Here is a 22,385-nt window from a genome sequence, read left to right as displayed (position 1 = left end):
CTCTTTCGACACCTGGCGCATGCAGCGCAGCGTTCATGTTCCTCGCAAGGACGATGTCCGGCTATCGGGAAACAATCCAGGCAGGTGATTTCTCTTTAGAACGGCTTTGTGGTGCAGGGCACCAAGAAGGCTTGCCCAGCACCGCCGGACGAGCGCTTCTGGACTACGCTTGTATCTGTTGCTGTCTTGCAAAAATCGAGGCAGCACCTGATTTTGGCGCTATAGTTAAAGTGGTTTCTCAAGTTCCGGTTGCAGCGCAAAAAAAGGGTCGCACGCGAAGGCGACCGGTCGTTGGCGTTTGCAAACCTCAGGCGAATGGGCGGCGCAAGTACCAGGTGTAGGGGAGCAGCAGATGAGAACCATCAAGGCGCAGTCACTGCGGTACCAGGTTGAGAAATGGCTCGCCCCGACTACGCCGGTGCACGTGACCGCCTTCGGTCATACCGGGTGGGGCGGAACCCGCTATGCGTGCGTGGAGACCTGTCTGCCGACGGGGCTGCACGCGCTGTTCTTCTTCCTGCACGACGACGGTTACTGGAACGTGTTTCCGCCCGTGGCGGACGCGACACAGCAGCGTGTGCAACGCACTGGCACATACGGTTAAAGCTCGCTGCGCCGGACGGCAAGATTATGAGCCAGCACGCCATTCGTTCGTGGCATGCTTCAAAACGCCTTCTACTTCTCGCGCACCAACGCTTGAATGCTCTCCATGCAGGCCGTGAACCCGGGATTGTCGTCCAGCTTCATCTGCTTGAGGTCCGTCAAAACGGCCTCGAATCGCTCTTTTCGACTGTCCCTCTTGATGTCAGCAATCTTTTGCCGCATCTTCGCGAAGTCATCAAACGCTTTATCGCTTGCAGGAGCCTGCTTGATGATTGCTTCAACAACGTCCTCGATGCGGCCCAATTGCTGTCCGTAGCTGACCTGGCTCACAATCGCCCGCTCGGCCGCCGGATTGCCGGAATTTTTCTCGTTGATCACGAGGCCGTTGAACGTCCACGGGTTGATAGCTTGCTGAAGCTGCTTGGGCGCGTAGCAAAAGGAGTCAGCAATCTCCTTCATCCAGCCGAGCAGAAACATAGGCCACGCGGCTCCGTTTTCCGGCGCCCTAGAAGTCATGAAACCTCCTGAAATCGTTGCAGGCCGCACACGTGCGCTTGTGGGGGCCAACGCCATCCACAGTCCTGTAGGCACCATAAGAAAGCAGAGGCGGTCTTGCTGCTTCTTGTCGGCTTCGCTATTTGAATCGTCTGAATAGCACGAAACTGTTCGGAAGCGCACATTCAACCGGCGCCGGTGGCAAGGAATTCGCGCTTGCACCTTGAGTGGGGACCAACGTTCGGGCGCGATGACGAGACGGTCGACACACTCGCTTGCACGCTTCTTAGCGCACTACAAGTGCTTACAAATCTCACATTGTTCCGGTGCACCGCGATGCCGGCTGCGGCGTTCTTGCTCACACCCATCAACGGAGCACGACATGAGCACCAATCTCTCTTCCGGTTCAGAGCAGCGTAGCCGCATCCACCCTTTGGTTGCCGGCGCAGCCGTGGCGGTCATCCTCGCCAGCGCTACAGGGATTGCGGCGATGACGGGCATTCTTCCGACGTCCCGAGCCGTGACGGTCCCCCCGACGCAAGCCGTTCCGGTCGCCGAACCAGGCGCGGGCGCAGCGGCCACTACGCAAATAGCCAGCGCACCGGTCGCTTCGCCGCAACCGAACATGGAGCAGCGCGTGACCCGGGAGGAAGCCCCCGCCCAGCCACGCGTCCATCATCACCATAGCGCGCCAGTCGAGCAACCCAAGAGGTATGCGAACAACGATGCAGATCGGCCGTATGCGCAACCCGCACCGAGACCCGCCGCCGTTGACCCGAACGCCGGCGAAGTCGTTGCCGTCAATACGGTCCAGGAGCCCGAGCCGACAACGGGTCTCGGGGCCGTGGGCGGCGCAGTCGCCGGTGGGCTGCTGGGAAATCAGGTCGGCGGAGGACGCGGTCGCGTGCTGGCAACGATCGGTGGCGCCGTCGCCGGCGGCCTTGCAGGCAATGGCATCGAGCATGCCGTACGCAAGGCGACGAGCTACCAGGTGCAGGTCAGGATGCAGGACGGCAGCTACCGGAACTTCAACTATTCGACGCAACCAGCGGTCCAGGTCGGCGAGCGCGTTCATGTCTCGGGTGACACCCTGAGCGCGTCGTAACCCATCACCTTCACGCGAACGTGAGCCTTGCTTCGGCGTTGTGTCGCTCAGGCGCACGACATGACCTGCACCATCTGCTCGAGCTGCCTGACGATATGAAGCGCGCGGAATAAAGAGCGGGCGGTGGATGAAGATCTGTAACGACGCTCCGCCACCGTCCGCCCAACACTCAAAGCAAGGAGAAAACCGCATGAAAATGGAACCGTTCCGCTTTGGAACGACCGACTGGGCGAGTGTCGGGCCCACTCAACATAAGGGTGAAACGGGCACGGCCATCTGGCGCACCCGCTTTTTCGGAAGCGAGGCCAATCCGATTCGCGTGCGCATGGTCGAATACTCGCCGGGCTACCTCGCGGATCACTGGTGCAAGAAGGGGCACATTCTGTTCTGCCTCGAAGGCGAACTCGAAACCACGCTCGACGACGGGCGCAAGTTCGTGCTCACGCCGGGCATGAGCTACCAGGTGGGCGACGACGCCGAGGCGCACCAGTCGTACACGCGCACCGGCGCCAGGCTTTTCGTAGTCGATTGAAGACGGGCGGGCGTAAGCGCCGCTTTAGCGCAGCGCGCCGAGATCGGCGTCGAGGCGCTTGCGCAGATCGCGCACCACGCGCGCCGCGGGAACGAGCCACCAGGTGGGCGCCGCCACCGAGAAGTCATACGCGAGCGCGGTTTGCGCGGCCCCGGACCGGCGCGCCTGGCAGCGAAACGTGACGGTGTGGCGCCGCGTGGCCGCGTGCGAGCCAGGCGAGAACCGCATCGTGGCGCGCAAGGCGAAGTGCGAGTCGTCGGGGGCGGCCTCGCACGATTCAACGCTCCACTCGGCGCCATAGTGCGTTTCGTAGCGCAACGCCGCGTTCACGCGCCGGCGTGTTTCATCGGCAGGCAAAGCCACCGGATGCTCGCTGCCCGCCCGCCCCGCGCGGTATAGCGTGCGCTGCGACCAGCCCCAACCGAACGCCAGCACCAGTCCGGCCGCCACCAGACCCCACTGCAACACATGCGCGAGCCATCGCCCGGCCTCGAAGCGCGCGAGCGGCGCGAGCAGCAAGCCCACGACCAGATGTGCGACGACGAAAACGACGATGCAGACGAAGACGCTCGCGGAGAGCGTGAGGAGCCAGCCGCGCGACGGATCGTCGAGCCTGGCGAACAGGAACTCGCGCATGCCGCCGGGATGTGAGGACATGTCAACGGCCTCTGACGGGGGTTCGGCCTGCGCCTCGTGCGCCTCGCGGGCCTCGTGCTCCTTGTCGCGCATCGCCGCGAGTTCGCCGTGCAGCGCGTCTCGCTCGGCCTTCATGCGCCGGATATCCTCGAGCGTGCGCGTGCGCTCGGCGCGCAGTCCATCGAGTTCGGCGCGCACGCGCTCGCGTTGCGCCACCAGCGATTGCATCTGCGCGTGCAGTTGATCGGCCTGCGCGACGCTCAGCGCCGAGCGGCTCACCGGCGGTGCATGGTGCACGGACCAGTACGCCTCCAGCAGCTCGCGAGCCTCCTTCACGCGTTTGAACTGCTCGTCGGCCCAGCGCATCGAGGCGGCCGTGGGATGCCGCCATTTGTCGGGATGCAGAATCTGCGCGAGATGGCGATAGCGGTGCTTGACGTCCGCCTCGCTCGCGCCCGGCTCCAGGTCGAGCCGGTAGTAGAGGCGGTCGTAATCCACGGGTCGGTAGTCGCGGCCGGGCATGACCTTGCTGGATTCGTTGACGGAGGGCGGCTTGCGACGCCGCCTTTCTCAAATTAGTGCAACGCGCCGGGTCCGGCAAGAAAACCGCCGTGCGCCGACGCACCCGTGCGTTCAACAAGGCCGGTTCGCCAGCAAACGGCTCAACGCCGCGAACGCGGTCGCCGGCAGCTCGTGGAGCTTGCGCACGACCACGGCGTTCGGATAGAAGGCCTCGACCGCATCGTCGAGAATGCCGATGCCGACGATTTCAATGCCCTGCTCCTTCGCCGTCTGCACGCGCGCGAGCAGGTCGCTGCGCAGCACGGCCGGGGCGCCGTCGCCCGTCGATGGATAGCCGTCCGAGAGCACGAACAGGAGCCGCCGCCGCGCCCTGCGCGCAGCGAGCCGCGCGGCTGCCCAGGCGAGCGCCTCGCCGTCGGGGTTCTCGTGGCCACATTCGATGGCGGCGAGCCCGCTCAGATCGCGCGAGTCGAAGCGCTTGAACACGCGCAAATCCAGCCGCTCGACGAAACGGTTATAGGCGCGCAGATCCGTGCCCGCCGCGCGTTCTCGCTCGTAGTGCGCCCGCATTTCGGGCGCTTCGATCGAGCTGTAGCCGAGCACTTCGGAATCGAACGTCAGTTGCGTGAGCGCGTCGGCCAGCGCCGCCGCGCACAGGCGCGCAAGCTCGATCTTGCGCCCCGCCATCGAGCCGCTCAGGTCGAGCAGCAGCATGACGACCGTATCGCGCCCGCTCGCATGACGCGCCACGCGAAACGGCGTACGGTAGCCGCGCGAGGCGGCAAGGCGCGAGAGCGCCGCGCGATCGATCATGCCGCGCTCCTGTTCGCGCTTCCAGTGAGTCAGCTCGTCGGCCTCGAGCACGCGTTCGAGGTGGGTCTTGAGCGCACCGGTCTCCGCGCGTGCCAGCGCACGCAGCTTGCGCCACGCGATGGCGTCGCCGCGGCCGGTGAGATCGGTGACGACGTCGAAGGCCGTGGTGAACGGGATCGACAGGCGCGGGCGTGCGTGGGCCGCGCCGCGCGCGGCTGGCGCAGCGGCATGCGGCGCGTCGGCTTCGGAAAACGACTCGCCGGCCGCGGAGTCCGAGTCGGTCGATGCATGCGCCAGCGCATATTCGGCACCGTTGCGAGCGTGGTCGGCTTCGGCCGCGCCGCCTGGCGGCTCGACTTCGTCCTGAGCGCCGAATTCCTCCATGACTTGCGCGAGCCGCGCCGCTTCGTCATCGAGCCCTTCGACTGGACCGGCCGTCTGCATCATGTTGTTCGCGCCGCGCGACGCGAGCGATCGCACGGCCGCCACGATCGCCACGGCGGCACGCATGCTGGCCTGCGTCGATCGACTCGCGCGCGCCGCGGCGAGCGGGCCGTCGATCGCGCGCAAGGCGGCGGCGAGCGCGTCTGCATCACGCTGCGCGACGCCCGGCGCTTCGTCCGCTTTGTCCGCTTTGTCCGCGTGCTCCCATAGCGTGCGCTCGATCGCCCAGGTGAGCCGCTCGCGCCAGGCCAGCGACGCCCAGCGGCGCGCGACAGCCTCGCTCCGCCATGCGCGCCAGCCTGCCGCATAGCGCGGCGCGCCAGGGTAAGCCAAAGCGAGTTGCGCGAGCACGCGGCGGTCCTCGATGGCCTGGGCGATGCGCCCCGTCACACCAGCCTGCGGCGTATCGAGGCGCGCTGCATCGCTGTAGCGATGGCGCGCGGCCAGCAGATCGAGCGCGCCAAGGAGTGCGGTCTGCGCCGCGGGCTCGCTCGCTGCGGTGTCAGCCACGCGTGCGGGCAGCACGAAGCGCTCGCCTTCCACGCGCGGCTGGCCCGCGCCGAACGCCACGCTCACACGTGCATCGCCGGCGAGCACGCGTGCGAGCCGGCCGAACGCGCCTTCAGGGTCGCCGCTCGCGATCAAGCCTTCTATTCCGGCGCGAGAAGCGGACACGACGGACACGGCTGCCTCCGCGTTCATGCGTCCAGGATCACGTGATGACGGATGATGCTGCGGATCAGCGCCGCATCGTCCGCGCTCACCTTCGCGTAGATCGCCGGGCTCGCCGCGCGTTCGAGATCGCCCGTGCGCAACATCAGCTCGGCCCAGTCGATGAGTCGCCGTGTGGAAAATGCGCTCGCCAGGTCTTCACGCGCGAACGCCGCGCGGCAGTCGGCGGCGATGGCCGCGAGCGTCTGCGCAAGCGGCTGCGTGAGCCGAGGCAGCGTGCGCAGCAATACTTCGGTCTCCTCTTCAACTGGGAGATAATCGAAGACGTAGACGCGCCAGCGGTCGAGAAACGCTTCGTTGAGCAGATTCGCGCCCTGGTACAGATGGCGATATGCGCTCATCGCGCCCGCCGCGTTCGCGGTGGCAAAAAGACGGAACGACGGATGCGCCTCGACGATCTCGTTGCCGCGCTCCTTGAGCAGCAGGCGACCGCTCGGTTCGAGAACGGCGGTGAGCACGGCAAGGATGGACGGCTCGGCGAAATCGAGTTCGTCGACGATGAGCCAATAGCCCTCGCGCATCGCCACGGGCAGCACGCCGTCTATCCAGATCGTCTCGCCACCCTTGACGGTCCAGAAGCCAACGAAATCGCTGATCGTCGTCTGGCCGTTCATGTTCGCGCGCAGCACGCCGTAGTCCGCGCGCGCGGCCACCTGCTCGATGAAGCTCGTCTTGCCCGAGCCCGTATGGCCGATCAGCATCACGCGGCGATTTTCTACGATGTCCTGAACGATGTCGTCGTCGCGCTCCGTGAAGAGGTAGGCCGCGTTCACGCGCGGCACCAGGGCGTTCGGCTCGCCGCGCGGCACGTCCACGCGGCCAATGCGCACCGTGGCGGCGTTGCCCCGCAGGCGCCGGGCGGCCACGAGGGCACGCTCCGCGCGTTCCGCACGCGCCGACGCGGCGGCCTGCCGCAAGGCGCTGGCAAACGCACTGCCAGCCTGCGCGGCGCGCACTTCCTCGTCGCGCTGCGTTGCGCAGACATAGCCCTCGCGGCGCCACTTGAGGAGCTTGGCCTCGAGATTGTCGAGATCGACCACGGTGTCGATGTCGACTTCGTCATGCTCACCCCGGCCGTGCTCGATGCGATACATGTGCACGCGTTCCGACGGCGTGACGCGCCACCATTCGCGCGCGCGGCCAACGCCGCGGCTATACAGGCCCGGCAGGTCCTCTGGGCTCTCGTCTTGCCATGCAGGATCGGATGCGTTCATGAGCGGGGAATGCGAGGCGCGGGCGCACGGCCCGTAAATCGCCCCATATTACCCGTAGGTGTCGCCGCGCGCAGAAACGCGCGGCATTAGCCGCGCTGGCTTGCGTGGTGCCACGCCGCTTCGAGCGCGATGCGGGTGCAGAGGTTCACCGCTCAGCGCTCGTCGTGCCGCAACGGCACGGCGCAGTCGCAAGAGGGTCGATACGATGCGGGGCTCAGTGCGGCGGCAGATCGCCGACGAGCGGAAACATATCGGGCGTATAGGCCATATTGAAGTAACCAGCCCGTGCATAGGTGGCGATCCGTTCGAGCTGCTCCGGTTCGCGTGTGGCTAGCGGCGCGTCAGCGTGCACGCTGCGCGGCAAATGAACGCGGCCGCGCGCGAGCACGTGTCGCGCGAACCACGTCGGCATCGACAGCCTGGACATTGCGTGCTCCTTGCGATGCATTGAACACCTCCAATCTAGACAGTGAGGCGCTCGCACGCAAACAAGCATTTCTGCAATGTATTGCAGAACGGCGGCACAACGGCGGCATTGACAGCGGCACGACGCGAGCGCGAGTCATCCGCACCCGCGCCGTGCGCGTCAGTTACTGCTCTTTACTTCCCATACACGTCGAAATCGAAGTACTTCTTCTCGATCTTCTTGTACGTGCCGTCCTTGATCATGCCGGCGATCGCACCGTCGATCTTCGTCTTCAGCGCCGTGTCCTCCTTGCGCAGGCCGATGCCGGCACCGCTGCCGAGCGTCGCCGGGTCCTCGAGATCGCCGCCAGCGAAGCTGAAGCCCTTGCCGCGCGGCGTCTTCAGGAAGCCGATGTCGGCCTGCACGGCGTCTTGCAGCGCCGCGTCCACACGCCCGGCCAGCAGGTCCTGATAGACCTGGTCCTGATTCTGGTACGGGACCACCTCGACGCCGGCCGTCGCCCAGTGGGCCTTCGCATAGGCTTCCTGGATCGTGCCCTGCTCGACGCCGACGCGCTTACCCTTGAGCGATTCGGCAGTCGGCTTGATGCCCGAGCCCGTCTTCGCGACGAGGCGCGTGGGGGTGTTGAACAGCTTCGCCGAGAACGCGATCTGCTCTTCGCGCGCGGGTGTCATCGACATGGAAGAGAGCACGCCGTCGAACTTGCGCGCCTTCAGCGCCGGAATCATGCCGTCGAAATCGTTCTCGATCCACACGCACTTCGCGTCCAGACGGTGGCAGATCTCGTTGCCGAGGTCGATGTCGAAGCCGACCAGCTTGCCATCAGGCGCTTTCGATTCGAACGGCGGATAGCTCGCATCGACACCGAATCGAATGGTATCTGCCGCGAACGCGCCGGAGGCGGCGGTTGCGGCGAACAAGGCGACGGACACGGCTGCAAACATCTTTTTCATGGGTTTCCCCCTTGGTTCTGGGTATAGGGTGGTGAGCCCGGTCCGCACCGCGACGGCTCACTAGCGCCGCGGACGGTCCGGTCGCGTCGCCCCGCGAACGTGATCGACGTCGCGGTGCATCTGCGCCGCGCAAGGTATCAGGTCAGAATCCGGGCGTCGAGTCTCCAAAACTACGTACGGATAAATGCCAGGGTGCCTTTCTCGCGGCTTTCGCTGTGTAACGGCGGATCACCGGCGCCGCGCGCTGTAACACGCGAAAACCTTTCAATTCACCAACGTTTCGAAATTGATGCACTTAGTTGGGTAGACTGCGAGTCTCGGGCCTTGCTGCGCGGCAACGCCCGGCTTCGACGGCATAACAATCAAGAGAATCCGTATGCAGCGACCCGACAGTCACCGGCAGCATAGCGCGGCGTCCCAGCCGCCGTGCGCGCCGGCATGGTTTCAGTCTTCATCGTTTTCGTGCATGAGCCGCGCCACCGCACGCGGCGGTTCGATCTCCCGGAGACAGGCATGAGCGACGTCCCGCAGACGCAACCTTCGCCCGAGCCACCCCCGCCGCCCGCTGCACCGCCGCCGCTCCCGCCGAAGCGCCGCAGGCGCGTCACGCTCATTCTCGCCATCGTGGTGATCGTGCTGATCGCGCTCGTGATCGTGCATGTCGTGCGCAACAAGAAGCCCGAGCATGGCGCCGCGCCTCAGGTCGTCACCGTGGCCGCCGCGACGCTCGGCCCCATGCCCGTGACGCTCAGCGCGCTCGGCACCGTCACGCCCATCGCGACGATCACGGTGCTGCCGCAAATCAGCGGCTACCTCACCGAGGTGGGGTACAAGGAAGGCCAGGACGTCGTGAAGGGGCAGTTCCTTGCGCAGATCGATCCGCGCCAGTACGAGATCAGCAAGGAACAGGCGCTCGCGCAGCTCGCCAAGGACCAGGCGCTGCTTGCCCAGGCGCGCGCCGATCTCGCGCGCTACACGCAGTTGAAAGAGAAGCAGTCGATCGCCGAGCAGACCTACACGGACCAGAAGTTTCTTGTCATGCAGTATGAAGCCGCGGTGCAGGCCGACAAGGCCAACGTGCGGCTCTTCGAACTCGATCTCATCTACTGCCGCATCACCGCGCCGGTGTCGGGCCGGGTGGGCCTGCGGCTCGTCGACCCGGGCAACTACGTGACGTCGACCAGCTCGACCGGCATCGCCGTCATCACGACGATGAAGCCCACCACCGTGCAGTTCGCCATTCCGCAAACGGCGCTCGGCAGCGTGCTGGAGCGCGTCAACGCGGGCGCGAAACTGCCGGTGAGCGTCTACAGCAGCGACAACACGCGCCAGATCGCCACCGGCACGCTCTTCGCGCTCAGCAACCAGATGGCCACGGCCACCGGGACGGTCACGCTGCGCGCGAGCGTGCCCAACGACGACGAGGCGCTCTTTCCCAACGAGTTCGTCAACGTCAAGCTGCTCGTCGACACCCTCCGGAACGCCGTGCTCGTGCCCACGCCGGCGGTGCAGACCGGTGCCCCGGGAGACTACGTGTACCTCGTGAACGCCGACAACACGGTGTCGGTCCACAAGGTCACGCTCGGGCCTAGCGACGGCCGCTACACCGTGATCGCCGCTGGCCTGCAGGCCGGCCAGCATGTCGTGACCGACGGCCTCGACCGCCTCAACGACGGCGCGAAGATCCAGCCCGCGGTGCCGAGGCCCGCCACCCACGCGGGCGCGGCAGGCGCCGGGAGCGCGCCGCATCACGACAATGCGCCCGGCACGGCCAGCGCGCCAGGCGCCACGGCGCCGAACGCCTCCGACGCGAGCGCCGCGGCCTCGCAGGCCGGCTAGGACCCGGACCCCGCGCCGATGAATATTTCGCGCCTCTTCATCCTGCGGCCGGTGGCGACTTCGCTCCTGATGATCGCGATGGTGCTGATCGGCCTCGTCGCGATGAAGTTCCTGCCGGTTTCCTCGCTGCCGGCGGTTGACTATCCCACCATCCAGGTGCAGACCTTCTATCCGGGCGCGAGCCCGAACGTAATGGCGACCACGGTCACGGCGCCGCTCGAAGTGCAACTCGGCGAAATCCCCGGCCTGCAGCAGATGATCTCGTACAGCTCCGAGGGCGCTTCGATCATCACACTGCAATTCGACTTGTCGCTGAGCCTCGATATCGCCGAGCAGAACGTGCAGCAGGCCATCAACGCGGCCAACAGCTTCCTGCCGAGCGGCTTGCCCGCGCCGCCGACCTACGCCAAGGTCAACCCGGCCGACCAGCCCATTCTCACGCTGGCTATCACGTCGAAGTCGATGTCGCTCACGCAGTTGCAGGACGCGGCCAACAACCGCCTCGCCACCAAGATTTCCGAAGTGCCGGGCGTGGGCCTCGTCACCACCGCGGGCGGCAACGTGCCCGCCGTGCGCGTGGAGGCGGACCCGCGCAAGCTCGCCGCCTACGGCCTCAATCTCGACGACCTGCGCACGCTGCTCGCCAACGTCAACGTGAGCAACCCGAAAGGCAACTTCGACGGCCCCGAGCTGAACTACACGATCAATTCCAACGACCAGATTTCGGATCCAAAGGACTACGAAGATACGGTCATCGCCTACCAGAACGGCTCGCCCGTGTTCATGCGCGACGTGGCGCGCGTTTCCACCGCCGCTCAGGACGTGGAGCGCGGCGCCTGGTACAACAAGACGCCCGCGATCGTGCTGAACGTGCAGCGCCAGCCGGGCGCGAACGTGATCGCGACCGTCAACCAGATCACGAGCCAGTTGCCGCAGCTCGAAGCGGCGCTGCCCGCGGGCATGCAGGTCACGGTGGTCTCGAACAGCGTGGGCGTGATCCGCGCCTCGGTGAGCGACGCCGCCTTCGAGCTGGTGCTCGCCGTGGCCCTCGTCGTGGCGGTGATCTTCGTGTTTCTGCGCAACCTGCCCGCCACCATCATTCCGAGCATCTCGGTGCCGGTCTCGCTGATCGGCACGCTCGCGATCATGTACGAGCTGGGCTACTCGATCGACAACCTCTCGCTCATGGCGCTCATCATCGCCACGGGCTTCGTGGTGGACGACTCGATCGTGATGATCGAGAACATCGTGCGTTATCTCGAGGAAGGCGACAAACCCTTGCAGGCGGCGCTCAAGGGCGCGGGCCAGATCGGCTTCACGATTCTTTCGCTGACGATCTCGCTCATTGCCGTGCTGATTCCGCTGCTCTTCATGGGCGGCGTGATCGGGCGTCTCTTCAGCGAGTTCGCCGTCACGCTCGCCGTGACCATCGTGCTTTCCGCCGTGGTCTCGCTCACCGTCGTGCCGATGCTGTGCGCGCGCATCCTGCGCGCCCGGGCCGAGCGCCACCCGAGCCGCTTCGAGCGCATCAGCGAAGGCCTCTTCAACAAGACGCTCAACGCCTATGAGCGCGGCCTGCGCTGGGTGCTCGATCACCAGATGCTCACGCTCATCGTTTTCGTGGTGACCGTCGTGCTCACCGGCCTGCTCTATGTGGTCATTCCCAAGGGTCTGTTCCCCGTGCAGGACGTGGGTGTGCTCCAGGGCATCAGCGTGGCCGACAACTCCATCTCCTACCAGGCGATGGTGCGGCGCCAGTCTGCGCTCGCGGAGGAAATCCTCAAGGACCCCGACGTCGTTTCGCTCACCTCGTACGTGGGCATCGACGGCATCAACAACACGCTCAACAACGGGCGCTTCCTCATCAACCTGAAGCCGCACGACGACCGCTCCGAAACGGCGGACGCAATCGGGCGGCGCATCCAGCAGTCGGTGGCGAAGGTGCCGGGCGTCCGCCTCTACGTGCAGCCCGAGCAGGATCTCACGCTCGACACCACGGTTTCGCGCAACCAGTACAACTTCGTGCTGCGCGGGCCGAGCCAGGAAGCGTTCCAGCAGTACGTGCCCGCGCTCGTCGAGCGCATGAAGCAGATTTCCTCGATCCGCGATGTCACGAGCGATCTCAACACCGATGGTCTTTCCGTGAATATCGAAGTGAACCGGCAACTCGCGGCGCGCTTCGGCATCACGGCGGCGACGATCGACAACGCGCTTTACGACGCGCTCGGCCAGCGCATCGTTTCGACCATCTTCCAGCAGTCGGACCAGTACCGCGTGATTCTCGTGGCGAAGCCCGAGGCGCTGCCCACGGTGGAGTCGCTCGGCGACCTCTATCTGCCGAGCCAGACGAGCAGCGAGGGCCAGGTGCCGCTCAAGGGCATCGCGAAGATCAGCATCACGCGCTCGCCGCTCATGATCAGCCACCTCGCGCAATTCCCCTCGGTGACGATCTCCTTCAACCTCGCCGACGGCGCCTCGCTTTCCGCGGCCGTGCGCGACGTGCGCAGGGCCGAGGCCGCCGTGAACCTGCCGCCCTCGATCACCTCGTCGTTCCAGGGCGCGGCGCAGGCGTTCGAGGATTCGCTCACCAGCGAGGGCTATTTGCTGATCGCAGCGCTCGTGGCCGTGTATATCGTGCTGGGCGTGCTCTACGAGAGCTATGTGCACCCGGTCACGATCCTCTCGACGCTGCCCTCGGCCGGCATCGGTGCGCTGCTCGCGCTGATGATCGCGGGCAAGGATCTGGACGTGATCGGCATCATCGGCATCGTGCTGCTGATCGGTATCGTCAAGAAGAACGCCATCATGATGGTGGACTTCGCGCTAGAAGCCGAACGCGTGCAAGGCAAAGCGCCGCGCGAGGCAATCTTCGAGGCCTCGCTCCTGCGTTTCCGGCCCATCCTCATGACCACGCTCGCGGCCATGCTCGGCGCGCTGCCCATGCTGCTCGGCAGCGGCACGGGCTCGGAACTGCGCCGCCCGCTAGGCCTCGCGATCATCGGCGGTCTCACGCTCTCGCAGATGCTCACGCTCTTCACGACGCCCGTGATCTATCTGTTCTTCGACCGCCTCGCCGAGCGCTTCGGCCGCAAGCGCAAGCCTGAAAGCGAGCGCGGCGGCGCGCCGCCCGAGCCCGAGGGCACGCCGTGAACCCCTCGGCGCTCTTCATCCGGCGGCCCGTCGCGACCTCGCTGCTCGCGATCGCGATCCTCATTTCGGGGATGCTCGCCTTTTTCCGGCTGCCGGTGGCGCCGCTGCCCAACATCGCCTATCCGGTGATCGTGGTACAGGCCAACATGGCGGGCGCGAGCCCGGACATCATGGCGTCCACCGTGGCGGAGCCGCTCGAGCGCCGCCTCGGCACCATTGCCGACGTGAGCCAGCTCACCTCGATCAGCAACACGGGATCGTCGATCATCGTGGTCGTGTTCGGCCTGAAGCGCGACATCAACGGTGCGGCGCGCGACGTCGAAGCCGCGATCCAGGCCGCGCGCGCCGACCTGCCCGTCACGCTGCGCAGCAACCCGACCTACCGCCAGTACAACCCCGCGAGCGCGCCGATCATGGTGCTCGCGCTCACCTCGGAAACGCTCACGAAGGCGCAGCTCTACGATTCCGCCGATTCGGTCATCATGCAGCAGCTCTCGCAGGTGGACGGGGTGGGCCAGATCACGCTCGGCGGCGGCGCACTGCCCTCGGTGCGCGTGGAGCTGGAGCCAGGCAAGCTCAACAGCTACGGCATCGGCCTCGAAGACGTGCGCGCGTCGATTGGCGCGGCCAATGCGAACAGCGCGAAAGGCCATATCGACCAGGGCAACCAGCGCTACCAGGTGCTCTCGAACGACCAGATCAGCAAGGCCGCGCCGTTCCGCGACATCGTGATCGCCTATCGCAACGGCTCGCCCGTGTTCCTGGGCGACGTGGCTTCGGTCATCGACTCCAACGAGAACATCCGCAACGCCGGTCTCTACAACGGCCAGTCGTCCGTGCTGGTGATCGTCTACCCGATGCCGGGCAGCAACGTCGTGAAGACCGTGCAGCAGATCCAGGCGCGCCTGCCCTTCATCGAAGCCGCGCTGCCCGCCACGATCAAGGTGAACGTGGCGATCGACCGCTCCGAATCCGTGCGCGCTTCCGTGGCCGACACCGAGCGCACGCTCTTCATTGCCGTGCTGCTCGTGATCGGCGTGGTGTTCGTGTTCCTGCTCTCGCCGCGCGCCACGCTAATTCCCGCCGTGGCGCTGCCGCTTTCCATCGTGGGCACCTTCGGGCCGATGTACCTGCTCGGCTACAGCATCGACAATCTCTCGCTCATGGCGCTCACCATCGGCACCGGCTTCGTCGTGGACGACGCCGTGGTGGTGCTCGAGAACATCGTGCGCCACCTCGAAGCCGGTATGGAGCCGAAGGAAGCGGCGCTCAAAGGCGCGGGCGAAGTGGGCTTCACGGTGCTTTCCATGAGCCTTTCGCTGATTGCCGTGTTCCTGCCCATTCTGCTCATGCCCGGCATCGTGGGCCTGCTCTTTCACGAGTTCGCGATGACGCTCTCCATCGCGATCCTCATCTCGCTCGTGATTTCGCTCACGGTCACGCCCACCATGTGCGCCTACGTGCTCAAGCGCGAGGCGCTGCATCGCAAGCCTTCGCGCGCCGCCGTATGGATCGAGGCGCAATTCGAGCGCTTCAAGCAGTTCTACTCGCGCACACTCGACGTCGCGCTCGATCACGCGCGGCTCACGATCTTCATTTTGTTCGCGCTGCTGGTCGGCAATGTGTTTCTTGCCCGTCTGCTTTCCGGCACGTTTTTTCCCGAGCAGGACACGGGCATCCTGATCGGCCAGATCATCGCCGACCAGAGCATTTCGTTCACGGCGATGGAGAAGAAGCTCGCCCAGTTGCAGGCCATCGTGAAGGCCGATCCTGCGGTGCAGTCCGTGGCGGGCTTCACGGGCGGGCGCGCGCTCAATACGGCCACGGTGTTCGTCGAGCTGAAGCCGATCAACGAGCGGCGCCTTTCGGCCACCGAGGTCGTGAACCGGCTGCGCCCCAAGCTCAATGGGGTTTCCGGCGCACGCCTTTTCATGCAGGCGCAGCAGGACCTGCAGATCGGCGGGCGTCAGTCGGCGGCTGAATATCAGTACACGCTCACGAGCGACGACGCCAATGCCCTTTTCACCTGGGTGCCGCGCCTCGTGGACGAGCTGAACAAGCACCGTGGCCAGATGACGGACGTGAATTCGGACCTGCAGCAAAATGGTCTCGAGGCCTACATGACGGTGCAGCGCACGACCGCCAAGCGCTTCGGCTTCGATCCGAACCAGATCGACAACGTGCTCTATGACGCATTCGGCCAGCGGACGGTGTCGACCATCTACAACGCGATCAACCAGTACTTCGTCGTCATGGAAGTGGCGCCGCAATACTGGCAGTTTCCGCAATCGTTCGAGCAGATCTGGCTGAGCACCGCGGCGGGCAACGCGAGCGGCGCCGCGCAAACGCAGATGCCGCAAAGCGTGATCTCGGGCGTCACGCCTTTCATGGCCGTGACCACCCCGCCCCCCCCAACCACGACAGGCAGCAACACCAACACGCGCAATGCCAACGCCGTGGCCAACCAGCAGAACAACGCGATTGCGAACAGCAAGGGCGGCAGCTCCAGCGGCAGCGCGGACAGCACGGCCGCCGAAACCATGGTGCCGCTCATGGCGCTCATGGACTGGAAAACGCGGCACACGGCCACGCAGGTCAATCACCAGGGCACGGAAGTGGCGGGCACGATTTCGTTCAATCTGCCCAAGGGCGGCTCGCTCTCCGACGCCGGCAGGATCATCGATCAGGCCAAACGCGACATCGGCATGCCTGCCTCGATCCACGGTGCGTTCGCGGGCGCGGCGCAGGCCTACGCGCAATCGATGGGCACCGTGCCGCTGCTCATTCTCGCCGCGCTCGCCGTGGTGTATATCGTGCTGGGCGTGCTCTACGAAAACACCATCCACCCGCTCACGATCCTCTCCACGCTGCCTTCGGCCGGCATAGGCGCGATCCTTGCCATGCTGATCTTCGGCACGCCGTTCTCCGTAATCGCGATGATCGGCATCATTCTGCTCATCGGCATCGTGAAGAAGAACGGCATCATGATGGTCGATGTCGCCATTCAGCTGCAACGCAACGAAGGCATGGACGCGCGCAGCGCGATTCACGAGGCCGCCGTGGTACGCCTGCGCCCGATCATGATGACGACCTTCGCGGCCGTGCTCGGCGCGCTGCCGCTCGCCATCGGCATCGGCCAGGGCGCCTCGCTGCGCCAGCCGCTCGGCGTGACGGTGATGGGCGGCCTGATCCTGAGCCAGCTCTTCACGCTGTACACCACGCCGGTGATTTACCTGTTCCTCGACCGCCTGCGCGCGCGCCTCGCGCGCTGGGCCGCGCGCCTGCCGTGGAATCGTCAGGCCGATGAGAGCGCATCATGATGAAGACACGCCTTACCCGATCGCTCACGCGAATGCTCGTTCCCGCCGCCGCAAGCACGCGCTCGCGCGTGCCGCTCGCGCCACTTTCCGCCGCGCTGCTGCTCGCGGGCTGCATGGTCGGGCCGGACTACCATCGGCCCCAGGTCGCGGTGCCCGCCACCTGGAAGGAGCTGCCCGGCTGGACCCAGGCCGAGCCCGATGCCGCGCAGGGCCCCAAGGGCGAATGGTGGACCGCCTTCCAGGATCCGCTGCTCGATGAACTGGAACCGCTCGTCCAGGTGTCGAACCAGACCGTGCGGCAGAGCTACGCGAATTACCAGCAAGCGCTGGCCGAAGTGCGCGTGGCGCGCGCGAGCCTCTTTCCGGTCATCGGCGTGACCGGCTCCCTCGCGCGCGAGCGCTCCTCCACCGGCACGCTCAGCAGCGTGAGCAGCATCACCTCCACGCCGAGCGGCGCGCGCATCGTCAATGGCGGCACACTCGAAGCCAACGCGAGCTGGGACATCGACCTCTGGGGCCAGGTGCGCCGCCAGGTCGAAGAGCAGTCGGCCACGGCGCAGGCGAGCGAAGCGACGCTCGCCAACGCTACGTTGTCCGAACAGATCGCGCTCGCCAACGCCGTGATCAACCTGCGCATCACCGATGCCGACATCGACCTGCTCACGCATACGGTGCAGGCGTACACGGACTTCCTGCGCGTGGTGGCCAACCAGGACCAGGCAGGAACGGTACCACCGTCCGACCTCATTTCCGCGCGCACGCAGCTCGAATCCGCGCGCGCGAGCCTGATCGCACTGGGCGTGGCGCGGGCGCAGTACGAGCATGCCATCGCCGTGCTGGTGGGTCGCAACCCCGGGGAAGTCGATATCCCGCATAGCACGAAGCTGCCGGCGCTGCCCACGGTGCCCGCCGGCGTACCCTCCACGCTGCTGCAGCGCCGCCCAGACATCTCGACCGCCGAGCGCCAGATGGCGTCGGCCAACGCGGCAATCGGCGTGGCAGTGGCCGCCTACTATCCGACGATCTCGCTCACGGCGCTCGACGGCTTCACGCAGTCGCCGATTTCGGGCCTCCTGCATATGAGCAACTACGTGTGGTCGCTCGGCGCGAGCGCGACGCAGACGATCTTCGACGGCGGCCAGCGCAGCGGCCAGGTGGCGGCCGCGCGCGCGAGCTACGACGCAGCCGTGGCACACTATCGCGGCACGGTGCTGACGGCGTTCCAGGGGGTGGAGAACGATCTCTCGGCGCTGCGCATTCTCGCGCAGCAGGCCGAGGTGCTCGACGCCGCGGTGCGCGACGCGACGCGCGGCGCCCAGATCGCGCAGAACGAATACGAGGCGGGAACGGTGGACTACACGACGGTCGCGACGGCCCTCGCCACGCAGCTGACCAATGAGCAGAGCGCGCTCAACGTGCAGCAGCAGCGGCTGCTCGACACCGCCTCGCTGATCGGCGACCTGGGCGGCGGGTGGTCCGGCGCGCTGCACGACGCGCAGCATCCGTCGCGTGCGGTCGCGCCTGCCTCCGAAGCGGCGGCGGCCGGCGCAAGCATGGGCGCCCCGGCGAGCGTGGAGGCCAGCCGCGCGCAGGGCGCCGCCGCCAGTCCTTGACCTGCGGCCCGGCCTACGCTCGCGGTTTCGATTCCGGCCCGGAAGCGAGCGGCATGGCGGAGGCCGGTAGCCCGAACACGGTATCGAAGATCAGGTTGTACACGTAGGTATAGACGAGAAAGAACACCGTCAGGCCGATGTCCAATCCGAGCGCCTCTAGCAGCGACACGCGCAGCGTGAACGCGATCAGCGGGACGAGGAACAATACGAGCCCGCCCTCGAAGCCCACGGCATGCGCAATGCGGCGCGCGACGCCGCGGCCGCGCTTCGCCTGACGCGCTTCCCAGCGCTCGAACAACAGGTTGTAGACGAAGTTCCAGCCCACCGCGATCAGCGACGAAAACACCGCAGCGGCGCCGGCACGATCCATGCCGCTGCCCGAGAGCGTGGCGAAGCTCGTGCCGGTGATGACGATCGCAATGCCCTCGAACAGCGTGAGATACACGATCCGGCGTTTGATGCCCTGCATGGGCTGGCGCTCCCTGCGAGAATCAGCCCAGCTCGGTGAACACCGCAGCCGCGGGCAGACGCGACTTGGGCAGTTTCGCGTTGAAGTCGTCGGCGCTGCGATAGCCGAGGCCGATCACCACGAGCGCGGTGAGGCCCTGCTCGCGCAGGCCCAGCTCCGCGTCGAGCGCATCGACATCGAAACCTTCCATCGGGCAGGCGTCGATTTCGAGCGTCGACGCGCCGATCAGCAGCGTGCCGAGCGCGAGATACGCCTGCTTTTCCATCCACGCCGGCAGGTCCTTGCGCTCGCGATGCAGGTTCACGTAGAACGAACGCGTCTTTTCCTGGCCCGCCTTCGCTTCGGCGTTGGCGAAACGGCCGTCCGCCTCTTCCTGGGCCAGCACTTGCGCGAGGTGGGCTTCGTTCATGTCGGTGCGCACGCACAGCACCAGCACGTGCGAGGCGCGCGTCACCTTCGGTTCGTTGTACGCGAAACCTTCCATGCCCTTGGCAATGCGCGCACGCGCGGCATCGCTTTCGGCCAGCACGAAGTGCCACGGCTGCGAATTCACTGAAGAGGGGCTGAAGCGGATCAGCTCCTTGAGCTCTTCGATGACGGCGGCAGGAATCTTGCGGGCGGGGTCGAACGCCTTCGTGGCGTGGCGGGCTTTCGCGAAGCGGGTGAGATTCAAGTCGTTTTCTCCATCGTGTCCATGGCCGGTTTGCTGGCGGCGGTTAGCCGCCGTCGGCATCGAAGTCCGGCAAGGCCGACATCGTACCAGCACGCGGCACGGCACGGGTGCGCCGGCGGCGGGAACGCCCTGCGCGCCCTGCTTGCCTGCGCTATGCTGGTACGCTGCCGCGGCGCGGGGCGGACCGCACCTGGTCGGCCGCACCTGGTCGGCCGCACCTAGTCGGCCGCACCTAGCCGGCCGCACCTAGCCGGCCGCACCTCGCCGGCCGCACCTCGCCGCCCCCTTTCCGCGCAACGCGGCCCGCCCTGGAGAATCGACCATGCGTCAGGCCATCCATCATCTGCACGTCAGCACGCGCACGCGCGGGCTCGTCGACATCAGCGCCCAGGTGCGCGCGTTCGTGCGCGAGCAGCGCATCGCCACCGGCCTGCTCACGCTCTTTTGCCGCCACACGTCGGCCTCGCTGCTGATCCAGGAGAACGCCGATCCCTCGGTGCGCCGCGACCTCGAACGCTACTTCGAAGCGATCGCGCCCGAAGACGCCCAGCGCTACGAGCACGACACCGAAGGCGCCGACGATATGCCCGCGCACCTGCGCACGGCGCTCACGCACACGCAGCTCTCGATTCCGGTCGAGCAAGGCCATCCCGTGCTGGGCACCTGGCAGGGCATCTATCTGTTCGAGCATCGGCGCGCGGCGCACACGCGCGATGTCGTCCTGCATCTGATCGGCGAATGAGCGCGGTTCGCGCATCCACGCAAATCCCGCAGGCAAGCGCTATGCTACGGCTTTCGTTCAACCAGCTCACCGAGGGTTGCCCCAAATGAAACAGTCTGCCGGTTCCATGATTTCCTTCACCCGCCCTGACGGCCAGTCGCTCCAGGGTTATCTCGCCAGGCCGGAAAAGAGCGAAGGCGCGCCCGCCATCGTCGTGATCCAGGAGTGGTGGGGCTTGAACGACCAGATTCGCGGCGTGGCCGACCGGCTCGCGCAGGCGGGCTATCTCGCGCTCGTGCCCGATCTCTATCGCGGCAAGAGCACGGTCGAACAGGAGGAGGCGCACCATCTGATGAGTGGCCTCGACTTCGCGGATGCCGCCTCGCAGGACGTATTCGGCGCGGTCAACTACCTGAAGACGCTCACGGACCGCGTGGGTGTGACGGGCTACTGCATGGGCGGCGCGCTCACGCTGCTCGCGACGACCATGATCCCGGGCCTGGCGGGCGCCGTGGTGTGGTACGGCTTCCCGCCGCTCGAATACATCGACGCGAGCAAGATCACCGCGCCGATCCTCGGCCACTTCGCGACCCAGGACCAGGCCTTCAGCATCGAGACCGTGGCGACGCTCGAAACGAAGCTCGAGGATGCCAACGTCGATTTTGAATTCCATCGCTATCTCGCCCACCACGCGTTCGCGAACGAGACCGCCGTGGGCCCGACGCGCATTGCCATCACGCAATACGACCCGGTGTGGGCGCAGCTCGCCTGGGACCGTTCGCTGACGTTCTGGGGCCGCACGCTGTGGCCGCAGCGCACGGCGAGCTAAGGCGAGACGCGGCCCCGCGCCCGCGCGCGGGGCCGTCACAGGATCGGCGTCGCCCCACCTTGCGCGGGGGACGCCGTTTTGCATTGCAGCGCCCTCGTCCTCGTCGTGCCCTCGCGAAGCGTGAACGACGTCAACCTCGCGGGCAAGCTCATCAAGCCATGAAAGTCATCCGCTCGAAATCCTTCATCGCCAGCCGCCCCTGGGGCGCGCTCGACATCGCCAGCATGAACGGCACCACCGTGCGCCTGCACTGGACCGACCAGCCATACAAGTGGCACGTCAACGACGGCGAGGAAGTGTTCGCCGTGCTCGACGGCGTGGTCGACATGCACTATCGCGATGGCGGCACGGAGCAGGTCGCGGTGCTGGAGGCCGGCGACGTCTTCTACGCGGGCGTGGGCTGCGAGCATGTCGCCCACCCGCGCGGCGAGGCGCGCATTCTCGTCGTGGAGCGCGAAGGGAGCGTGTAAGCGTCGACGCTCGGGCCCAAAACACGGCAGCCGCCGTTTCCACTACACTTGGCGGCCAGCTACCGTTCCCGTCTTTCAGGCGCGGCCGTCGCGGCCCTGAAGGCTTTCAAGGATCCTGCATGAACGACCTTTCCGCGTTTCCCATCACCCGAAAGTGGCCCGCGCAACATCCCGAGCGCATCCAGCTCTACTCGCTGCCCACGCCCAACGGCGTCAAGGTCTCGATCATGCTGGAGGAAAGCGGCCTCGCCTACGAGCCGCATCTGGTGCGCTTCGACACGAACGACCAGATGTCGCCCGAATTCCTCTCGATCAGTCCCAACAACAAGATTCCCGCGATCCTCGACCCGAACGGCCCGGACGGCGAGCCGCTCGCGCTCTTCGAGTCGGGTGCGATCCTCATCTATCTCGCCGACAAGTGCGGCAAGTTCCTCGCCCGCGAAGGCGCGGCGCGCTACGAGACGATCCAGTGGGTCATGTTCCAGATGGGCGGCATCGGCCCGATGTTCGGGCAGGTGGGCTTCTTCCACAAGTTCGCCGGCAAGGAATACGAGGACAAGCGCCCGCGCGATCGTTATGTCGCGGAGTCGCGGCGCCTTCTCGGCGTGCTCGACCAGCGTCTTGAAGGGCGCCAGTGGATCATGGGCGACGACTACACCATCGCCGACATCGCGACATTTGGTTGGGTGCGCAACCTTGTTGGCTTCTACGAGGCCGGCGATCTCGTGGGCTACGGCGACTTCAAGAACGTCGCACGCGTGCTGAAAGCGTTTCTCGCGCGGCCGGCGGTCGAGCGCGGGCTCAACATTCCGGCGCGCGGCTGAC

At 66.2% G+C, this 22,385-nt stretch carries 19 protein-coding genes; 11 read left to right on the top strand and 8 right to left on the bottom strand.

Features of this window, described 5'->3' with window-relative positions; all coding sequences use genetic code 11:
- Window positions 1-352: 352 nt before the first annotated feature.
- Window positions 353-604: a hypothetical protein gene (locus VSR34_RS18335; RefSeq protein ID WP_028212780.1), complete on the top strand. Its 252-nt coding sequence runs from the start codon at window positions 353-355 to the stop codon at window positions 602-604.
- A gap of 71 nt (window positions 605-675) precedes the next feature.
- On the opposite strand, the gene VSR34_RS18330 is transcribed toward VSR34_RS18335, so the two are convergent.
- A complete protein-coding gene (locus tag VSR34_RS18330) occupies window positions 676-1,080 on the bottom strand; it encodes a hypothetical protein (protein WP_342963144.1) in 405 nt (134 codons plus the stop codon).
- A 400-nt stretch (window positions 1,081-1,480) separates the two neighbouring features.
- On the opposite strand from VSR34_RS18330, the gene VSR34_RS18325 reads away from it, so the two are divergent.
- Window positions 1,481-2,203, top strand: a complete 723-nt coding sequence (locus VSR34_RS18325; RefSeq protein ID WP_028212781.1) for a glycine zipper 2TM domain-containing protein — start codon at window positions 1,481-1,483, stop codon at window positions 2,201-2,203.
- A 190-nt stretch (window positions 2,204-2,393) separates the two neighbouring features.
- A complete protein-coding gene (locus VSR34_RS18320; protein WP_028212782.1) occupies window positions 2,394-2,735 on the top strand; it encodes a DHCW motif cupin fold protein in 342 nt (113 codons plus the stop codon).
- Window positions 2,736-2,759: 24 nt separating this feature from the next.
- Here the strand turns inward: VSR34_RS18320 and VSR34_RS18315 are convergent, their stop codons facing one another.
- From VSR34_RS18315 to VSR34_RS18295, 5 genes are all read right to left on the bottom strand, one after another.
- The gene (locus tag VSR34_RS18315) at window positions 2,760-3,893 is read right to left on the bottom strand and encodes a DnaJ domain-containing protein (protein ID WP_342963143.1); all 1,134 of its coding nucleotides are present in this window, start codon (window positions 3,891-3,893) and stop codon (window positions 2,760-2,762) included.
- Between the two features lie 111 nt (window positions 3,894-4,004).
- A complete protein-coding gene (locus tag VSR34_RS18310; protein WP_342963142.1) occupies window positions 4,005-5,834 on the bottom strand; it encodes a cobalamin biosynthesis protein CobT in 1,830 nt (609 codons plus the stop codon).
- Between the two features lie 14 nt (window positions 5,835-5,848).
- Complete coding sequence (locus tag VSR34_RS18305) at window positions 5,849-7,096, bottom strand: AAA family ATPase (protein WP_028231021.1); 1,248 nt, start codon at window positions 7,094-7,096, stop codon at window positions 5,849-5,851.
- A 214-nt stretch (window positions 7,097-7,310) separates the two neighbouring features.
- Window positions 7,311-7,523 carry a hypothetical protein gene (locus VSR34_RS18300; RefSeq protein ID WP_036044971.1) on the bottom strand — a complete coding sequence of 71 codons (213 nt, stop codon included), beginning with the start codon at window positions 7,521-7,523 and terminating at the stop codon, window positions 7,311-7,313.
- A 173-nt stretch (window positions 7,524-7,696) separates the two neighbouring features.
- Window positions 7,697-8,476, bottom strand: coding sequence for an ABC transporter substrate-binding protein (locus tag VSR34_RS18295; protein ID WP_028212787.1), 780 nt, complete (start codon window positions 8,474-8,476; stop codon window positions 7,697-7,699).
- A gap of 513 nt (window positions 8,477-8,989) precedes the next feature.
- Here VSR34_RS18295 and VSR34_RS18290 point away from each other — a divergent pair.
- The 4 genes from VSR34_RS18290 to VSR34_RS18275 are packed head-to-tail and all read left to right on the top strand — an operon-like array spanning window position 8,990 to window position 18,398.
- Window positions 8,990-10,315 carry an efflux RND transporter periplasmic adaptor subunit gene (locus VSR34_RS18290; RefSeq protein WP_342963141.1) on the top strand — a complete coding sequence of 442 codons (1,326 nt, stop codon included), beginning with the start codon at window positions 8,990-8,992 and terminating at the stop codon, window positions 10,313-10,315.
- 18 nt (window positions 10,316-10,333) lie between these two features.
- Entirely contained in the window at window positions 10,334-13,465 is a 3,132-nt protein-coding gene (locus VSR34_RS18285) for an efflux RND transporter permease subunit (RefSeq protein WP_342963140.1), read from the top strand.
- Window positions 13,462-16,785 (top strand): efflux RND transporter permease subunit, encoded by a 3,324-nt coding sequence (locus tag VSR34_RS18280; protein ID WP_342963139.1) that lies wholly within the window; start codon window positions 13,462-13,464, stop codon window positions 16,783-16,785. The genes VSR34_RS18285 and VSR34_RS18280 overlap by 4 nt, the downstream gene beginning before the upstream one ends.
- 32 nt (window positions 16,786-16,817) lie before the next feature.
- Window positions 16,818-18,398 (top strand): efflux transporter outer membrane subunit, encoded by a 1,581-nt coding sequence (locus tag VSR34_RS18275; protein ID WP_051390963.1) that lies wholly within the window; start codon window positions 16,818-16,820, stop codon window positions 18,396-18,398.
- Window positions 18,399-18,411: 13 nt separating this feature from the next.
- Here VSR34_RS18275 and VSR34_RS18270 read toward each other — a convergent pair whose 3' ends face one another.
- Both VSR34_RS18270 and VSR34_RS18265 read right to left on the bottom strand, forming a co-directional pair.
- Window positions 18,412-18,867, bottom strand: coding sequence for a PACE efflux transporter (locus VSR34_RS18270; protein WP_028212790.1), 456 nt, complete (start codon window positions 18,865-18,867; stop codon window positions 18,412-18,414).
- A 22-nt stretch (window positions 18,868-18,889) separates the two neighbouring features.
- Entirely contained in the window at window positions 18,890-19,540 is a 651-nt protein-coding gene (locus tag VSR34_RS18265) for an oxygen-insensitive NAD(P)H-dependent nitroreductase NfsB (protein WP_028212791.1), read from the bottom strand.
- Between the two features lie 322 nt (window positions 19,541-19,862).
- Between VSR34_RS18265 and VSR34_RS18260 the strand changes: the two genes are divergently transcribed.
- The 4 genes from VSR34_RS18260 to VSR34_RS18245 all read left to right on the top strand — a co-directional run bounded on the left by VSR34_RS18260 (window position 19,863) and on the right by VSR34_RS18245 (window position 22,384).
- The gene (locus VSR34_RS18260) at window positions 19,863-20,282 is read left to right on the top strand and encodes a secondary thiamine-phosphate synthase enzyme YjbQ (protein ID WP_028212792.1); all 420 of its coding nucleotides are present in this window, start codon (window positions 19,863-19,865) and stop codon (window positions 20,280-20,282) included.
- An 85-nt stretch (window positions 20,283-20,367) separates the two neighbouring features.
- The gene (locus tag VSR34_RS18255) at window positions 20,368-21,090 is read left to right on the top strand and encodes a dienelactone hydrolase family protein (RefSeq protein WP_028212793.1); all 723 of its coding nucleotides are present in this window, start codon (window positions 20,368-20,370) and stop codon (window positions 21,088-21,090) included.
- A 158-nt stretch (window positions 21,091-21,248) separates the two neighbouring features.
- Entirely contained in the window at window positions 21,249-21,560 is a 312-nt protein-coding gene (locus VSR34_RS18250) for a cupin domain-containing protein (protein WP_342963138.1), read from the top strand.
- A 119-nt stretch (window positions 21,561-21,679) separates the two neighbouring features.
- Complete coding sequence (locus VSR34_RS18245; RefSeq protein WP_028212795.1) at window positions 21,680-22,384, top strand: glutathione S-transferase N-terminal domain-containing protein; 705 nt, start codon at window positions 21,680-21,682, stop codon at window positions 22,382-22,384.
- Window position 22,385 lies beyond the last annotated feature (1 nt).

The sequence above is a fragment of the Paraburkholderia sp. JHI2823 genome (genome assembly GCF_038900695.1).
Taxonomy (GTDB): Bacteria; Pseudomonadota; Gammaproteobacteria; order Burkholderiales; family Burkholderiaceae; genus Paraburkholderia; species Paraburkholderia mimosarum.
This window is presented reverse-complemented; position numbering and strand designations above follow the sequence as displayed.

Bases quoted from the DNA above. Each gene is read 5' to 3' on its own strand.
- VSR34_RS18335 (WP_028212780.1), top strand. From the start codon at position 353: ATGAGAACCATCAAGGCGCAGTCACTGCGGTACCAGGTTGAGAAATGG.
- VSR34_RS18330 (WP_342963144.1), bottom strand. From the start codon at position 1,080: ATGTTTCTGCTCGGCTGGATGAAGGAGATTGCTGACTCCTTTTGCTAC.
- VSR34_RS18325 (WP_028212781.1), top strand. From the start codon at position 1,481: ATGAGCACCAATCTCTCTTCCGGTTCAGAGCAGCGTAGCCGCATCCAC.
- VSR34_RS18320 (WP_028212782.1), top strand. From the start codon at position 2,394: ATGAAAATGGAACCGTTCCGCTTTGGAACGACCGACTGGGCGAGTGTC.
- VSR34_RS18315 (WP_342963143.1), bottom strand. From the start codon at position 3,893: ATGCCCGGCCGCGACTACCGACCCGTGGATTACGACCGCCTCTACTAC.
- VSR34_RS18305 (WP_028231021.1), bottom strand. From the start codon at position 7,096: ATGAACGCATCCGATCCTGCATGGCAAGACGAGAGCCCAGAGGACCTG.
- VSR34_RS18300 (WP_036044971.1), bottom strand. From the start codon at position 7,523: ATGTCCAGGCTGTCGATGCCGACGTGGTTCGCGCGACACGTGCTCGCG.
- VSR34_RS18295 (WP_028212787.1), bottom strand. From the start codon at position 8,476: ATGAAAAAGATGTTTGCAGCCGTGTCCGTCGCCTTGTTCGCCGCAACC.
- VSR34_RS18290 (WP_342963141.1), top strand. From the start codon at position 8,990: ATGAGCGACGTCCCGCAGACGCAACCTTCGCCCGAGCCACCCCCGCCG.
- VSR34_RS18285 (WP_342963140.1), top strand. From the start codon at position 10,334: ATGAATATTTCGCGCCTCTTCATCCTGCGGCCGGTGGCGACTTCGCTC.
- VSR34_RS18275 (WP_051390963.1), top strand. From the start codon at position 16,818: ATGCTCGTTCCCGCCGCCGCAAGCACGCGCTCGCGCGTGCCGCTCGCG.
- VSR34_RS18270 (WP_028212790.1), bottom strand. From the start codon at position 18,867: ATGCAGGGCATCAAACGCCGGATCGTGTATCTCACGCTGTTCGAGGGC.
- VSR34_RS18260 (WP_028212792.1), top strand. From the start codon at position 19,863: ATGCGTCAGGCCATCCATCATCTGCACGTCAGCACGCGCACGCGCGGG.
- VSR34_RS18255 (WP_028212793.1), top strand. From the start codon at position 20,368: ATGAAACAGTCTGCCGGTTCCATGATTTCCTTCACCCGCCCTGACGGC.
- VSR34_RS18250 (WP_342963138.1), top strand. From the start codon at position 21,249: ATGAAAGTCATCCGCTCGAAATCCTTCATCGCCAGCCGCCCCTGGGGC.
- VSR34_RS18245 (WP_028212795.1), top strand. From the start codon at position 21,680: ATGAACGACCTTTCCGCGTTTCCCATCACCCGAAAGTGGCCCGCGCAA.